Consider the following 15,294-nt stretch of genomic DNA (forward strand, 5'->3'; position numbering starts at 1 on the left):
GAAGCGCCAGGCGAGTGGTGATCAGTCGCCACGCAGCTTGAGGGCATGCGCGGTGAGCTTTTCGCGGACCTCGGTGAGGCTGGTCACGCCAAAGTTCTTGCACTCGAGCAGTTCGTCGCCGGTGTGGCGCACCAATTCGCCAACGGTGCTGATGCCGAGGCGAATCATGCACTTGCGGGCGCGAACCGACAGGTTGAGATCGGAGATCGGTCGCGTGAGCAGGGCCTGCTCGTCGGGGGTCATCGATTCGGGCTCGACGACCTCGGGGCGTTTGTCGGTGGCCAACAGGCCGAGCCGCAATCCCTTGGAGGCCATCATGTCCTTGATTTCGACCAGCGACGTCTCACCAAAATTCTTGCTGGCCAGCAACTCGGCCTCGGTGGCGCGGGCCAGGTCGCCCAGGGTATTGATGCCCATCTTTTGCAGGCAATTGCGGCTGCGCACCGAAAGTTCAAAATCGGTGACCGGCACGCTGAGCATCTGGCTTTGGCGATCGATGCGGCGCATCACGTCGTCGTCGATCGGGCCACCGCCGGCGGCGTCGACGTCTTTGAGATACAGCCGCGCACGGGGATGATCGGGGAACACATCGAGCACGCGCTGGAAGCAGGAGTACGCGCGGTCGAGATGATTATGGTCTTCGTACAGCAGACCGAGGTTGATGAGCGAACCGAGATGGGGCGGAAAGCGGTTCGTCGAGCGCTCGTAAAGCTCGAAGGCGACATCGTCGTTGCCGCGGCGATCGTTTTCCATGGCCAGCCCGAACAAGGCGCCGGCGTGATTGGGTTCTGCCTGGACGGCGCGCTCGTAGAGCGCCACCACCTCGCTGGGGTTGCCTCCCAGCGCCGCGACCGAAGCGCCACGCTGATATAGATACTCGGCCGACTGCTCAACCGGACCCGATAGCCCATCGAGCAGCGCCAGGGCGGCGGAGACGTCTCCCTTGGAGCGCAGGGCCTCGGCGCGGCCCAAGGCACAGAGATTGGCGTCGTACCCGGCCTTGGCGGCCTGCTCATAAGCCTTGCCGGCCTCATCGTGTTGCCCGGCGGCGGCGAGCGCCTTGGCTTTGTAGAAGTGCGCCAGCGGGCCGCCATCGGCCTCGCTCAGCACTTCGGCCGCGCGGCGATAGCGTCCGAGCAAAAACAGGCCCACGCCGAGCCGCACCTTGCTGGCCGGCGTCTGCTCTTGCTGGGCTTCCAACTCCTGGACCGCGTCGCGCAAGTTGCGGTAGTTGCCAAAGTTGTGCGCGATGGCCTCGGTCATCTGCACGATGGTTTGCGGCCCGAATGGGGCATTCGACAAAATCGCCTGCCGGACATCAACTTCCAAGCCTTGCGACACGGTTTTCTACTCCTCTGTGATGAGCGAAACGGAGGACGCGCCTCTCTCGGCCGCCGGCGAACCCCTCCTCACATGGCGCGGGGGCGCGGCGGTCAAAGAGCCAGCGGTGGGAGTCGAACCCACAACCCCCGCATTACGAATGCGGTGCTCTGCCAATTGAAGCTACGCTGGCCTGGGGCGGGCAGGCGCCGCCGGCAAATGACAAACCATAAAGGTATGGCTCAACTTGCGCCGAGTCAACGCCGCGCGGAATACGCTACCGGAGCGCGTGGATCCATCGATGCGCCGGACGGCAGGCCCTTGCCGGGCAGCCAGAACGATCCTAATATTCGCTTAAGCAGATATGACACCCAAAGCCGCAATTTCTGTCGATCAGACGTTTCGCGCCTTCGCCGACCCCACGCGGCTGCGCATCTTGCATCTGTTGCGCGGCGGCGAACTATGTGTTTGCGACCTGGTCGACGTGTTGGAACTGCCCCAGCCGAAGGTTTCGCGGCACCTGGCTTACCTGCGTCGCGCGGGGTTGGTCACCGCGCGCAAGGACCGTTACTGGAGCTATTACGAATTGGCCGCGCCGCGCGGAGAACTTCATCGGCGGCTCTTGGAGTGCCTGTCGTGCTGCTTTCAGGATGTTTCTGAACTAGCCAAGGATTCCAAGCGTCTCGCCGTGCTCTCGCGCTGCTGCCGATAGAGTTTTTTTGCCCAACTGTATTCGGATGCGCGAATACAGTTTTCCTTACCTGCGACACGAAAGGAACTCCTCCCATGTCCATGGAAAAGCTCGTACAAGCGAAGTATGCCGAGGTGGCGCAGAGCGGACTGTCGACGGCCCATGATGGGGTGCGCGCCGTGGCCGAGGCGTTTGGCTACTGCGCAGAGCAACTGGCCGCGATCCCGGCCGAGGCCAATATGGGGCTTTCGTGCGGCAACCCAACGGCGTTCGCAAGTCTGCGCCCTGGTGAAACCGTGGTCGATCTGGGCTGCGGTGGTGGGCTATCCGACAACCTGCTGAGCACATGCACTTATCCAGTTGTTGAGGCGCTGTTTCGATAAGGAATCGGGCGTTGAACTGGGGTCATATGTCGGAACCATCGCAGCCGCTTCAATTCCGCACCGATTCCGCTGCTATGTCCCGCCGACGAACTGACATCTATCGAGAATCGAGTCGCGTCAATTCCGCGCTGTTCAGTCAGACCTCGCAGATACACCAAGGCTGGTGCTAGCGCCGACACCGAACTGGTTGCTCAGCCCAAATAACATTCGTTCCGAGAAATGGAACGAATGTGGCACCGCTGTCGAGTCCCAAGAATTCAACTGGATATGTTGAAAAAAAGCACTTGCGCCCTTAGCTAGCTAGTTCCCATCGACTATTCGGTCACGATTTGCCCAATTGGGCTTTTTCAACAGCCTCGCGTGATTGATGGGACGGGCTGAGCGCGCCGGAAAGCGATTTGTCCTGGTAAAACCAACGAGAACATGTCACGAGGGCTTCGACGGGGCGTATCATGAGGTAGCTCCGATCCGTCGCTGTTTCTGAGCGGCGTGTGGATGGTTCCCGAATCCACGCCTTGGATGGGATGAAGTATGTTGATAAGACGCTTGGCGATCCTGTCGCTCGTCGCACTGGGCATACACCTGGTTCCGAGCTCACCGCAGGCGCTGGCCCAACAAGACCGCATCGCCACAGCGAAGCGCGAAACCCAGCAGTTCACCGACCTTCGCACCGCGGGCAAGCTGGATGAGGCCGAAAAATACATCAAAGGCCTGATCGAAAGATACCGCCGGGCCGGCGATTCCCAGCTCCAGTGGTTTCTTACCTACCACCTCGCCGACTTGTACTTACAACAGGACCGTAGCCCCGAGGCATTGCCGCTGGCCGAGGCGGCGGCACCGGGCTGTATTGAGCATTGGGGTCCCAAGCATCCTATTGCCGGCAGCGCGCTCACCCTACTGGGGCGAGTCTACAGCGACCAACTGCGGTTGAATGAAGCGCTCGCGCTCTACCAGCGGGCCCGAGAGATTGCTGTCGCCACAAATGGCCCGAATAGCAAGCAAGTGATTCACATCGACGGTTTTATTTCGAGCGACTTGGCGCATTTGGGACGGTATCAAGAAGCGGAACGCCTCCGCTTACGAACACTCGCGTGGGAAAGGCAACAAAGCAAAGGCCGAGCCACCGTGGGGATAGGCGTCGAGCTCCACAACCTGGCAAACCTTTATTACAAGCAGGCCCGGCACAAGGATGCCGAAGCATTGCTCTTGGAAGCATGCAAGGTTTACGAGCAAGCCGGTTTGGCGAAAAGCTTGTATAGCGCCAAGGCACTCAACCTGTTGGGTGACGTCAATCAGGCGATGAATCGCTACGCCGAGGCGGTAGGCTATTTCCAGCAATCCCACGAATTGTTTGTTCAATTGCTGGGTCCTGAACACCCGCAGGCTGCGATCCAAGGTGCGCTGGCCGACTGCTACAGCTTCCTGGGCAAGCACGCCGAGGCCGCCGCAATCTTCGAGCAGTCTTTGAAATCTGCCGAAGCTTATTATGGCGCCGACAGCACGCAGGTCTACGACATCAAGCACTCGATGTTGACGCTGTACTTTTTGCAAGAAAAGTATGACATGGCCGAACAGCTCTCCAGTGAGCTGGTGAACTATGCCGATCGCCCGCAGGTTCCCCGCCAAGTTCTGGTGCGTGCGCTTGCCATCCGAGCGCTTGCCGCCCGCCGTCTGAACAAGCTCGACGACGCTTGCCGCTTCGACGCCCGAGCCGTGGAACTATCGGAGGAGGAGATCGCCACCTTGTCCGGTGGCGAGCAACAGTGGGCTGAGTCGATGTCGGCCGGCTACTACCGTTACAGTTGCGCCGCCATTGATCATTTGAGAATCAAAAAAATTGCCGAGGGCTTTGCCTTTAGCGAGCGCGGCCGTGGTCGCACGTTGATCGACCAGATGGCGCTGGGGCACGTCGACCTGTATGCCGGGATGCCGGCCGAGCAAGCCCGACGACTTCGCGCGGGCTACGACAAGTTGCAAAACCAAACCACGGACCTCGAACGCCGCGTTAGGGCCGTGGCTGATCAAAGTGATCTTTCCGCCGACGAGAAACGTGGACAACTAGGGCTGCTTGGCGCGCAACTGCAAGCGTCGCGCAAGGAACAAGCCGTGGCGTACTCGTACATCCGCAACGAAAGTCCGGCGCTGCGCCGTATTACAGGCCAGAACTTCACCGGCGTATCGCTCGCCGACATGCAATCCTATCTCAAACGCGAGGAGGCCCTTCTGCTGTATTACGTGGTGGCTCCGGACGAGATTGCGCTCATGGTCTGCGATGGCGAAGAACAGGTCGGTCTGTTTCGGCTCACACCACCGGACTTGGACGAAAGCAACGCGTTTGGCACGAAAGCTGTCGCAGAGCTGTTGGTCAACGCTGATCAGACGGGGGCGGTACAGTTGCTGGCCGATCCCACGTCGGAGCAAGCCTTCATTCCCAAGCTGAGTGCCCTGGCAAAGCTTCTCATCCCCGACGAGGTTCAGGCCGCCCTTCGTGAGAAACAATATCGTCGGCTACTGATCGTGCCCGACGGCCCGCTGTCGATGCTGCCGTTCGAGGCGCTGGTGCTGGAAGAAGCACCACGGACTGAATATCTGCTGGATATTGCACCGCCGATCAGTTACACGCTGTCGGCGACCATCTTGATGAACCTGCAAGAGCGGCCCGCCGTTGAAATCCCTGCCGATCGCGATCCGGTTTTAGCGATTGGGGACCCGGCCTATGGCGAGAGTCATGGTGCGCAAAGCGAACGAGTTGCCGCGCTCGATGACACCTTCCGTCGTCGCGGTGGTCGATTATTGCGATTACCTTATTCTGGGCTGGAAGCGACCTGGGTGGCCGAAACCTTTAAGAAGCATGGCATGAAGGCCAGTGTGCTCCGTGATCGCTCGGCCACCGAAGCCGCGGTCCGCGCGCATGCGCCCAACCGACGGATTGTGCACATGGCCTGTCACGGCTTGGCCGACGACGAAACGGGCAATTTCTTCGGCGCGCTGGCGCTGGCCCCAGGCCGCGCAGCAAGATCTAATCCCCGCGATGACGGCTTCCTCACATTGACCGAGTTGTACGAACTTGACCTGCGGGCCTGCGAGCTGGCGATTCTAAGCGCCTGCCAGACCAACTACGGCCCTCAGCATGGCGGGGAAGGTATCTGGGCCTTGTCGCGCAGCTTTTTGGTTGCGGGCTCGCGGCGGGTCGTTGCCAGCAACTGGCTGGTCGATGACAAGGCGGGCGCTAGTCTTATCAGTTACTTTTGTGGCGCGCTCGTCAAACAGCCGAAAAATGAGACCGACTATGCCCAAGCCCTCATGGAAGCCAAGCGTTGGACGCGTGGACAAACCCAATGGGGACATCCCTATTTTTGGGCGACATTCGTGCTGATCGGGCCACGTTGACTGGGATTGCGACACCTCGATCATATCCTGCACTTTTCCAAGACCTCGCTCGGGCACTTTGATTTACGAGAATCCCATCTAACCACCGTTTTATGGTTTCTGAGACGCATCTCCGCGCGCTGCTACGGGAGCGCATGGTGCCGTTGGCCCGCCGGACGGCAGGCCCTTGCCGGGCAGCCAGAACGATCCTAATATTCGCTTAAGCAGATATGACACCCAAAGCCGCAATTTCTGTCGATCAGACGTTTCGCGCCTTCGCCGACCCCACGCGGCTGCGCATCTTGCATCTGTTGCGCGGCGGCGAACTATGTGTTTGCGACCTGGTCGACGTGTTGGAACTGCCCCAGCCGAAGGTTTCGCGGCACCTGGCTTACCTGCGTCGCGCGGGGTTGGTCACCGCGCGCAAGGACCGTTACTGGAGCTATTACGAATTGGCCGCGCCGCGCGGAGAACTTCATCGGCGGCTCTTGGAGTGCCTGTCGTGCTGCTTTCAGGATGTTTCTGAACTAGCCAAGGATTCCAAGCGTCTCGCCGTGCTCTCGCGCTGCTGCCGATAGAGTTTTTTTGCCCAACTGTATTCGGATGCGCGAATACAGTTTTCCTTACCTGCGACACGAAAGGAACTCCTCCCATGTCCATGGAAAAGCTCGTACAAGCGAAGTATGCCGAGGTGGCGCAGAGCGGACTGTCGACGGCCCATGATGGGGTGCGCGCCGTGGCCGAGGCGTTTGGCTACTGCGCAGAGCAACTGGCCGCGATCCCGGCCGAGGCCAACATGGGGCTTTCGTGCGGCAACCCGACGGCGTTCGCAAGTCTGCGCCCTGGTGAAACCGTGGTCGATCTGGGCTGCGGTGGTGGGCTCGACGTGCTGTTGGCCGCGCGCAAGGTAGGGCCGCAAGGCAAGGTGATCGGCATTGACATGACGCCGGAAATGCTGGCTTTGGCCCAGAAGAACGCCGCGCGGCAAGGAACTGCAAATGTCGAGTTTCACTTGACCACCATCGATCGCTTGCCGCTCGCCGATGCGTCGGTCGATTGCGTAATCAGCAACTGCGTCATCAACCTGGCGAGCGACAAGCGCGCGGTGTTTCGCGAGATGGCCCGCGTGCTCAAGCCCGGTGGACGGTTGGCCGTGAGCGACATCGCGCTCAAGCAACCGCTGCCTGCGGAGGTGGGAGAGAACTTGCTGGCCTATGTTGGCTGCATTGCCGGCGCGATCGCCATGGAGGAATACCAGGCGGGTCTGACCGACGCGGGATTCAAAGAGGTCGCCATCATCGATTCAGGCAGCGATCTCAATGCGTACGCGCAGGTCGAGTCGCAAGCCGCGTGCTGTTCGCCGGCGATGAATTCCCAGTTGCCTGTCGTTGAACGTGGCACGACAAGACTGCATACCGAGATGCGCGAACTATTGAGTCGGTACAACGCGAACGACTACGCCGCCAGCGTGAGGGTGTACGCCATCAAGCCGTAGAGCGACGACTCGGCCGACGACCTGCAGAAGCAGGTCGAGTACCTCAAGGCGGAGAACGAAATGCTGCGGAAGCGCGTTCCCAAAAAAGCATATCTTCCTGAAGGCGGACGAACGGGCGATCCTGCTTAAGCTGGGCCAGGGACTCGGCCCGGCGATTCGGCGCCTCATCACGATCGTCGACTACTCGACGTACCGCTGCTGGGTCCGCAAAGCAGAGCCGCGGAACGTGAAGCCCGTCGATCCTCGGGCGCCGAACTTGAACGCCTTCATCGAGCGATGGATCCAAAGTCTGAAGCACGAAGCGCTCAACGCGTTCGTTGTCTTCGGTCTGGCACATTTCGACCGCATCGTCCGTGAGTTCGTCGACTGCTAAAACGACTGCCGCCCGCATCAAGGGATCGGCAACCGGCTGATTGGTTCCGATGACTCCGAACTGCTTCCAGTGATTGACGACGTCCAGCAACTCGCGTGCGAGTCGCGCCTCGGCGGACTGCTGAAGACCAATCGTCGCGCCGCCTGACGCCGACCAATACAATCCGACCGCACGTTGGCGGTGCGCACCGATCTCGCGGATTGGCAATTCTGAACCGGAATTTCGGCCGGCCGCCGCCATGCCGCCAACGCCAAGCGATCGAGAATCACGGCACAACTCAGCGCGACAAGGGTCAAACACGCTATGGTATTCTCTTTGTACAGGACGGCCCACCGCGACCTTCACTTTGTACAGGACGACAACGAAGCCACTCCGGTCGATAAACCCGCCAACACTAGCGCTACACCTACACTTCTAAACCAGAAATGGGACCAAAAAAAACTGGGCATACGGTCAACGTTGATAAAACGTTGCATCACGACTGTGCTTATAGAAATCGCGGCATCTGTAAAAATGACATTCATCACCCCTGCTATCGCTGTCAGAAGTGAAATGCCAATAAATACACATAACTCGCTTGTGCTCATGTCCATGTGTGACAACCCTCTAAATTTATTGCACCGCCAACGCCGGGCCCCACTCCACCGCCCCCCGAAACACCACCAAGGCATACCCGTAACTCCACCCCAAGCCTGGATCTAATTTACTGAAAAACGGTTGCACTATCGCTCCGAGCGGAACTAGTACTACAGCGCTAAGTTGGTGTTGGTGGAGGCGGCGTGATCGGCGAGACTGGTGTTCGGTTGGAGTACGAACTTCTTGACCCCACCCAGGAAAACCCGGCATGGACGCCGCCTCGATACGTCGTTTGAAACCGAAATTGTTCAAGTACCTCGGGGAGTACGGCGATTGCTCTGGTCGTTCGGACACGCGTGGGCACTTGACGACCTACGTCGAGGGTCAATTGTCGAAACTCGATCGCAAGAGCGTCGAACCGATCACGCTGGTCCCAATTGTACCTCTCGACGACCACCCCCGTGGCGGTGACCCGCTTCTCGGTCAACCTTCCCTGGTTGTCGTAGGCGTAGGTGTGCGTGCCATCCGAGTCGAGACGATTCTGCGCGCCGGGCACGTAGCTCGCCGAACCGTTGCCGGCGGCCGGCGTGTTGACCATGCCGGTCAGCCGATGCGCCGTATCGTAGGAATAGGCGCTTTCAACGACCAGGTTGGCCGAGCCGCCTGCCAGCGCCTTGTAGCGCGCGAGTTGGTCGAGGTTGAGGACTGGCAAGCGCTCGGCGACGAGCGCAAAAAAACGGGGGCCTCTGACGTGCCACTTCCGCATTGGCTTCGGACGGATGGCCAGGGGCAGTTAACCATCGCGCCAGTTGTCGTCAGAGGCCCCACGGGCCAGTCAGGTTGTCACTCCCGCGATTAGCAAGTGTGTGCGTTGATAAAGCATCCGGCGTGCCCAAGTGGAGTCTCAATTTGAAAACCGTGCTTTGACTCGCTCCCAAGTCGCTGACTGTCAACGATTTTCGTAAAATCGCCAAATCTCCAGATTCGCAAGCTGCTAGCAGAGCCCCCCTCGCAGGTGCGTGGCGCTTTGCAACAACTGAACTGTTCTTAAGCGCGCTATCTTTGAACGCCCGCTCAAAAGTGGCACGTCGGGTCCGCCAAGCTCTCAAAGTGAGACGCGAATGCAGTGATTACTGTCGGTTGCGTGAATTTGGGGGTTTGGATAGTAGTTTGAATTGAGGAAAGCCGCTCTGCCTTGCTTTCCCCTCGCCGCCAGCGCGGCTAGGCTGCTGCGGCACGCAAAATCACTACCCAGGATGCGATTCCAGAATATTGCAATTGGGCAATCTTTGCGTTGTAAGTATCGAACAGGCCTCAAGATCAGGGATGAAAACAGTGCCAAACGCCGTTGCTCAAGTCGGTTCGTATCGATGCGGCGGCGGCCAGCCGCTGTTGCTGATCGCCGGTCCTTGCGTGCTGGAAAGCAAGGACTTGTCGCTCACGATTGCCGAGCGATTGAAGACGTTGACCGCTCGGTTGCCGCTGCAATTGGTCTTCAAGGCCTCGTTCGACAAGGCAAACCGCACTAGCAAGGCGTCGTATCGCGGGCTCGGACTGGACGAAGGACTGCGGATTTTGGCCGAGGTTCGGGACGCGACCGGGCTGCCGGTCACCACCGACATCCACGAGTCGCAACAGGCGGCGCCGGCGGCCGAGGTGTGCGATTTGTTGCAGATTCCGGCGTTTTTATGTCGTCAAACCGACCTGTTGGTGGCAGCGGCGCGAACCGGTAAAGCGGTCAACGTGAAAAAGGCGCAGTTTTTGGCCCCCTGGGATATGAAGCACGTCGTGGCCAAACTGGAACAAGCCGGCTGTAAGAATGTCTTGCTCTGCGAACGGGGGACGTTCTTTGGCTATGGCCGACTGGTGAACGACATGCGGGCGATCCCGCAGATGCAAAGTCTGGGCGTGCCCGTGATCTTCGACGCCACTCACAGCGTACAAGAACCAGGGGGGCTTGGTGGTTCGACGGGGGGCAATCGCGCGATGGTTGAGCCATTGGCCCGCGCGGCGACCGTAATTGGCGCCGACGGACTGTTTTTTGAGACGCATCCTGATCCCGACCGTTCGCCGAGCGACGGTCCCAACATGGTTCCGCTCGACGCCTTCGGCCCGCTGCTGGAGCGGATCGTCGCGCTGCGTCGCGCGGTGGAGAGTTTTGGTGCTTGATTTGGCGCGAAGTTGGCGACGAAAACCTCTGGGTCTGATGGGGCTGGCGCTGTTGCTGGGAACAATCGGGTGCGGCGATAGCTCGCCTCCCACCGCGCCGGCGGCTGGATCGGTCAATCCGCTGGCGAGCGATTCGACCTGGAAGCAAGAGATCTTCGAGAACGCCGTCGACAACTTGCATCAGCTCGACGAGTTCCAGCCGCAACAAATGCTGGAACGCGTGATCGAGCAACTCAATCAATCGGTCGATTGGAAGCGCGCGGTCGATTGGCGGCCCGATCCGATGCTGGCGGCGCTACCGGAGACGGTGCGTCAGATGCAACTGATGACCTTGCTGGAAGACGCGCGGCTGACCCGGCTTGACGCGTTTCATCTGCAAGAGACGGTGGCGCTGCAGGACGTGTCGCGCCTGGCCATTCACGGAGTGACCGACGACTTGGAGCGTGCCACGCTCTTGTTCGATTGGACGATCCGCAACGTGCCGCTCGCCACGGCGGGCGAACTGGGGAGCGACGCCGCTGGCCAGGCCGTGCGATCGAACCATCTGCCGTACGAAACGCTGTTCTTCGGCCGCGGCGACATTATGGATCGCGCGTGGCTGTTTGTGCTGCTGTGTCGGCAGCAAGGGCTCGACGCCGCGGTGCTGGCGATCCCGGGGGTGGAGGGACAGCCGGCGCGTCCTTGGGCGGTGGGGGTGGCGATCGACAAAAAGCTCTACTTGTTCGATCCTGGCCTGGGCCTGCCGATTGACAAGGCCGATGGAACTGTGGCGACATTGGAGGAGGTGGCGGCCGACGATTCGATCTTGCGGCGGTTCGATCTGGACGCTGAGCATCCCTATCCGGTCACCGCAGCCGACGTGTCAACCTTGATCGCGCTGGTCGACGCCTCGCCCGGTTACTTGTCGCGGCGGATGAAGGTGCTGGAGACAAAGCTGACGGGCGATCGAAAGGTGGTGCTGACCACGCGCCCCAGCGAAGTGGCCGAGCGGATTCAATCTTGCGGGCATATTGGCGATGCGCGGCTATGGGGCGTGCCGTTCGAACGCTTGGTTCAGCGCGGCAGCCCCGAAGCGGCCGAGGCGTTCGCCCGCGAGTTCTTGCCGTACCGCATCGATGTGCTGCCGCCGGCCCTACGGCCGGTGGCGGCGTCTCTGCAGCGAGGCCGAGTGCTGCATCTCAAAGGTCGACTGGCGGCGGAAGAAGAGGAAGACAGCGCCAACAAGTTTTATCAACAAGCGCGACTAGCCGACTCCGAGATCATTGCCGCCGGCCTGAACGACGCGCAGCGATTGGTGTTGCAGCGCGCCAAGGAAGACGCCAGTTTTTGGCTCGGGCTGGTGGCGTACGAGCGCGGTCGCTTCGAGACCGCGGCCGACCACTTTCAAAAACGGACGCTCGACGAGCAACCGCGTGGCGGCCGCTGGAGCGCAGGGGCGCGCTACAATCTGGGCCGGTCGTTGGAGGCATTGGAAAAACCCGCCGAGGCGGCTGCCGCCTTCGAGGCCGCCGGCGACGACGCGCAGCAAATGGGCAATCTGCTACGCGCCGATCGGCTGAGAGGCGGGGCCGCAAAGGCGGAAGCGACGGACGAAAAGCCCGCGGAACCGACCGCGGCGCCCGAGTCGCCAGAAGGGGCAGAAGATACCGCGACTGAGGGGCCACCGGTGGATGATGCAATCCCTGCCGCTGCTCCGGAATAATTCGCCGCAATGCCCTCTTAAGACGGGCCTTGTTGGGGTTTGCGGCCATTCCTATAATCCTTAATCCCCAAAATCACCACACATTGCGTCGCAAGACGCCGACCGTTGGCCAAAGCGGTCGCGGCGCCACCAGCAGCCGAGAGTAGCCCCCAACCAGCCCCAGCGTAGCCACCAACCAGCAGAGACGAGTCATGAAGGAAGGCATTCACCCCAAATACATGGACACCAAGGTGCGCTGCGGCTGCGGCAACACCTTCATCACCCGCAGCACGGTGCCGGAGCTGGCGGTCGATATTTGCAATGCCTGCCACCCGTTCTTCACCGGCAAGTTGAAGTTTGTCGACGCCGCCGGACGTATCGAGAAGTTTCAGAACAAGTTCGCGGGCAAGGAATACGCCAGCGTGGCGCGGGCCAAGAAGAAGTCCGCCAAGGCCGAATCGTAGCCGCGGCATCCCCCCGCTGTTTTGCCGCGCGGCAACGGATGCCGCGCTCCCTATTCGGCCTCTTGTCGCCTTTCGATCGGCCTGCCCGACCGGAGCGGGTGAATGTCCTCGCTTAGAGAAGATCTCGAAACCAAGCTCGCGCGCTTCGAGCTATTGGAAAAGCAACTCGTCGATCCGGCGGTCTTGGCCGATGGCTCCAAGCTGGCGGGCATCGCGCGCGAACATGGCTCGCTAGCCAAGCTGGCCACCAAGTACCGCCGCTTCAAATCGCTCAATCAGCAGATCGCCGAAGCGAACGAGATGATCGCCGAAGGCGACGCCGAGACGCGCGAGCTGGCCGAGATGGAATTGCCAGAGCTGCGCGAAGAGCGCGAGACGCTCTGGAACGAGCTGCTCGACATGACCATTGGCGGCGAGGACGCCAACCGCACGCGCTGCGTGGTGGAGATCCGCGCCGGCACGGGGGGCGACGAGGCGGCGCTGTTCGCGCGCGATCTGTACGACATGTACAAGCACTACGCCGAGGCCAAGGGCTGGAAGGTGGAGGTGCTCGACCTCAATCCCACCGAACTGGGCGGCTTCAAGGAAATCATCCTCGGCATGGAGGGCGAAGGAGTCTTTCGCGAGTTGCAGTACGAAAGCGGCGGCCACCGCGTGCAGCGCGTGCCGGAGACGGAGGCCAAGGGACGCATTCACACGTCGGCGGCCACCGTGGCGGTGCTGCCCGAGCCAGAAGACGTGGAGGTCGACCTCAAGCGAGAGGACTATCGCGAGGATGTGTTTTGCGCGAGCGGGCCGGGGGGCCAGCACGTCAACAAAACAGCCTCGGCGATTCGCCTGTTGCACCTCGAAACGGGCATCGTGGTGCAATGCCAGGATGAAAAGAGCCAGCACAAGAACCGGGCCAAGGCGCTGCGCGTGCTCAAGTCACGGCTGTACGAGCACATGCGCCAGAAAGAAGCGCAAAAGCGCGCCGACCAGCGCAAGAGCATGATCGGCTCGGGCGATCGCAGCCAGCGAATCCGCACGTACAACTTTCCTGAAAATCGCGTCACCGACCATCGCATCAATCTCACGCTGTATAAACTCGACAACGTGATCGCGGGCAACCCACAGCCACTGGTCGACGCGCTATTGGACTACGATCGGCAGCAACTCCGTGGCGACATGGGGGCGATCGACTGATCGGAGAGGCCATGCCACAGACCGAAGAATGGACGATCGGTCGGCTGCTTGCGTGGACCACCAAGTATCTCAAGGAGCGCGGGGCCGATTCGCCTCGACTCGACGCCGAGTTGCTGTTGGCCGAGGCGTGCGGTCGCAAGCGGATCGAGCTGTACACCTCGTTTGAAGAGACGCCGCCCGACGCGGTGCGAACCGCGTTTCGCGAGTTGGTGCGGCGGCGGGCCGAGGGGGCGCCTGTCGCCTATCTGCTGGGGCGCCGCGAGTTTTATTCACTGTCGTTTCGCGTGACCGGCGACGTGCTGATTCCACGCCCGGAGACAGAGTTTTTGTTGATTCGCCTGCTCGATTTGGCGCGCAAGCGCGAAGTTGAGGCGCCGGTGGAGATTGTCGATGTCGGCGCTGGCAGCGGCATTTTGGCCATCTGCGCCGCAAAAGAGTTGCCGCGCGCGCGCGTGACGGCGGTCGATATCAGCCCCGCCGCGCTGGCGGTGGCCCGCGCCAACGCCACCGACCATGGTATGACCGAGCGAATCGCGTTTATTGAAGGCGACTTACTCGGCGGTTTGCCGGACGAACAACGGTTCGACTTTGTGGTCAGCAATCCGCCTTACATTACCACCGCCGAGATGGCCACGCTCGCCGTTGATGTGGCGAAGCATGAGCCTCGACTAGCGCTGGAGGCGGGCCCGCGCGGAACCGAGATCATGGAGCGGCTGATTCCCGAGGCCGCCGCCCGACTGCGGCCGGGGGGCTGGCTCTTGATGGAGATCAGCCCGCAACTGGCCACGACGGTGACGGATCTGATCGCCAGCGACGGACGTTTTGAGCCAGCGACCATCAGCAAGGATCTGGCCGGGCTGGCGCGCGTGGCACAGGCTCGACGTCGATCGAACACGGACGAACCAAGCGCGGTGGCGGCCGATTGAACTACTTTGCGCATGGCGTTGGCTTTGTTGACCAGCCCTACATGCTGGCGGGGACAGCGGTGCCCGACTGGTTGAACGTGGTCGATCGGCGAGTTCGCGCGCGGCGCAAGCGCGCGCTGCCATTGTTGGAACACACAGACACCCGCATCGCTGCCGTGGCGCGGGGCATTGTGCGGCATCATGACGACGACACTTGGTTCCATGAGACCGAGGCGTTTCACCAGTTGCAGTGGCGATTGACGGCGTTGGTGCGCGATGTGTTGAGCCCGGCCGACGACTTCCGCCCCAGTTTTTTGGGACATATTCTGATCGAGATTTTGCTCGACGCCGTGTTGATCGCCGAGGAACCGGCGGCGCTATCGCGCTATTACGAAGCGGCGGGCGCGATCGATCCGATGGTGGTGCAAGACGTGGTGAACGCCATTTCGGCCCGGCCGACTGATCGGCTGGCTGAGCTGATTCCGCTGTTTTGCCGGGAGCGGTTCTTGTCCGACTATCTGGACGATGCCAAACTGTGCGTGCGGCTCAATCAAGTGATGCGGCGCGTGGGGCTGCCGCAACTACCGATCGAGTTTCGCCAAGCGCTGCCCACCGCGCGCGACTGGGTGACACAATCGCGCGACGAACTGCTGTTGTGCCCCGGCGGCCGAAACGAGTGACCA

General features: G+C 61.0%; 14 protein-coding genes and 1 tRNA gene. 11 read left to right on the forward strand and 4 right to left on the reverse strand.

Annotation, left to right across the window (positions count from 1 at the left end; translation table 11 throughout):
- Nucleotides 1–21: 21 nt before the first annotated feature.
- Both K1X71_02825 and K1X71_02830 read right to left on the reverse strand, forming a co-directional pair.
- Complete coding sequence (locus K1X71_02825; GenBank protein ID MBX7072057.1) at nucleotides 22–1,341, reverse strand: tetratricopeptide repeat protein; 1,320 nt, start codon at nucleotides 1,339–1,341, stop codon at nucleotides 22–24.
- Nucleotides 1,342–1,439: 98 nt separating this feature from the next.
- A tRNA-Thr gene (locus tag K1X71_02830) sits at nucleotides 1,440–1,513 on the reverse strand.
- A 171-nt stretch (nucleotides 1,514–1,684) separates the two neighbouring features.
- Between K1X71_02830 and K1X71_02835 the strand changes: the two genes are divergently transcribed.
- From K1X71_02835 to arsM, 5 genes are all read left to right on the forward strand, one after another.
- Nucleotides 1,685–2,032: a metalloregulator ArsR/SmtB family transcription factor gene (locus K1X71_02835; GenBank protein MBX7072058.1), complete on the forward strand. Its 348-nt coding sequence runs from the start codon at nucleotides 1,685–1,687 to the stop codon at nucleotides 2,030–2,032.
- A 74-nt stretch (nucleotides 2,033–2,106) separates the two neighbouring features.
- Nucleotides 2,107–2,394: a hypothetical protein gene (locus tag K1X71_02840; protein MBX7072059.1), complete on the forward strand. Its 288-nt coding sequence runs from the start codon at nucleotides 2,107–2,109 to the stop codon at nucleotides 2,392–2,394.
- A gap of 546 nt (nucleotides 2,395–2,940) precedes the next feature.
- Entirely contained in the window at nucleotides 2,941–5,784 is a 2,844-nt protein-coding gene (locus K1X71_02845; protein MBX7072060.1) for a CHAT domain-containing protein, read from the forward strand.
- 209 nt (nucleotides 5,785–5,993) lie between these two features.
- Complete coding sequence (locus tag K1X71_02850) at nucleotides 5,994–6,341, forward strand: metalloregulator ArsR/SmtB family transcription factor (protein ID MBX7072061.1); 348 nt, start codon at nucleotides 5,994–5,996, stop codon at nucleotides 6,339–6,341.
- 74 nt (nucleotides 6,342–6,415) lie between these two features.
- Entirely contained in the window at nucleotides 6,416–7,258 is an 843-nt protein-coding gene (arsM, locus tag K1X71_02855) for an arsenite methyltransferase (GenBank protein MBX7072062.1), read from the forward strand.
- A 43-nt stretch (nucleotides 7,259–7,301) separates the two neighbouring features.
- Here arsM and K1X71_02860 read toward each other — a convergent pair whose 3' ends face one another.
- Both K1X71_02860 and K1X71_02865 read right to left on the reverse strand, forming a co-directional pair.
- Nucleotides 7,302–7,871, reverse strand: a complete 570-nt coding sequence (locus K1X71_02860; protein MBX7072063.1) for a hypothetical protein — start codon at nucleotides 7,869–7,871, stop codon at nucleotides 7,302–7,304.
- Nucleotides 7,872–8,385: 514 nt separating this feature from the next.
- On the reverse strand, nucleotides 8,386–8,919 hold the full coding sequence (locus K1X71_02865; protein ID MBX7072064.1) for a hypothetical protein: 534 nt from the start codon (nucleotides 8,917–8,919) through the stop codon (nucleotides 8,386–8,388).
- Nucleotides 8,920–9,533: 614 nt separating this feature from the next.
- On the opposite strand from K1X71_02865, the gene kdsA reads away from it, so the two are divergent.
- From kdsA to K1X71_02895, 6 genes are all read left to right on the forward strand, one after another.
- Entirely contained in the window at nucleotides 9,534–10,376 is an 843-nt protein-coding gene (gene kdsA, locus K1X71_02870; protein MBX7072065.1) for a 3-deoxy-8-phosphooctulonate synthase, read from the forward strand.
- Nucleotides 10,369–12,078 (forward strand): transglutaminase-like domain-containing protein, encoded by a 1,710-nt coding sequence (locus K1X71_02875; protein MBX7072066.1) that lies wholly within the window; start codon nucleotides 10,369–10,371, stop codon nucleotides 12,076–12,078. The genes kdsA and K1X71_02875 overlap by 8 nt, the downstream gene beginning before the upstream one ends.
- A gap of 191 nt (nucleotides 12,079–12,269) precedes the next feature.
- Nucleotides 12,270–12,521: a 50S ribosomal protein L31 gene (gene rpmE, locus K1X71_02880; GenBank protein MBX7072067.1), complete on the forward strand. Its 252-nt coding sequence runs from the start codon at nucleotides 12,270–12,272 to the stop codon at nucleotides 12,519–12,521.
- 102 nt (nucleotides 12,522–12,623) lie between these two features.
- Complete coding sequence (gene prfA / locus K1X71_02885; GenBank protein ID MBX7072068.1) at nucleotides 12,624–13,706, forward strand: peptide chain release factor 1; 1,083 nt, start codon at nucleotides 12,624–12,626, stop codon at nucleotides 13,704–13,706.
- An 11-nt stretch (nucleotides 13,707–13,717) separates the two neighbouring features.
- Nucleotides 13,718–14,632 carry a peptide chain release factor N(5)-glutamine methyltransferase gene (gene prmC, locus K1X71_02890; protein MBX7072069.1) on the forward strand — a complete coding sequence of 305 codons (915 nt, stop codon included), beginning with the start codon at nucleotides 13,718–13,720 and terminating at the stop codon, nucleotides 14,630–14,632.
- The gene (locus K1X71_02895) at nucleotides 14,629–15,291 is read left to right on the forward strand and encodes a hypothetical protein (protein MBX7072070.1); all 663 of its coding nucleotides are present in this window, start codon (nucleotides 14,629–14,631) and stop codon (nucleotides 15,289–15,291) included. Before prmC ends, K1X71_02895 begins: the two co-directional genes overlap by 4 nt.
- Nucleotides 15,292–15,294: the final 3 nt, after the last annotated feature.

Source organism: Pirellulales bacterium, from assembly GCA_019694455.1.
Classification (GTDB): Bacteria; Planctomycetota; Planctomycetia; order Pirellulales; family JAEUIK01; genus JAIBBY01.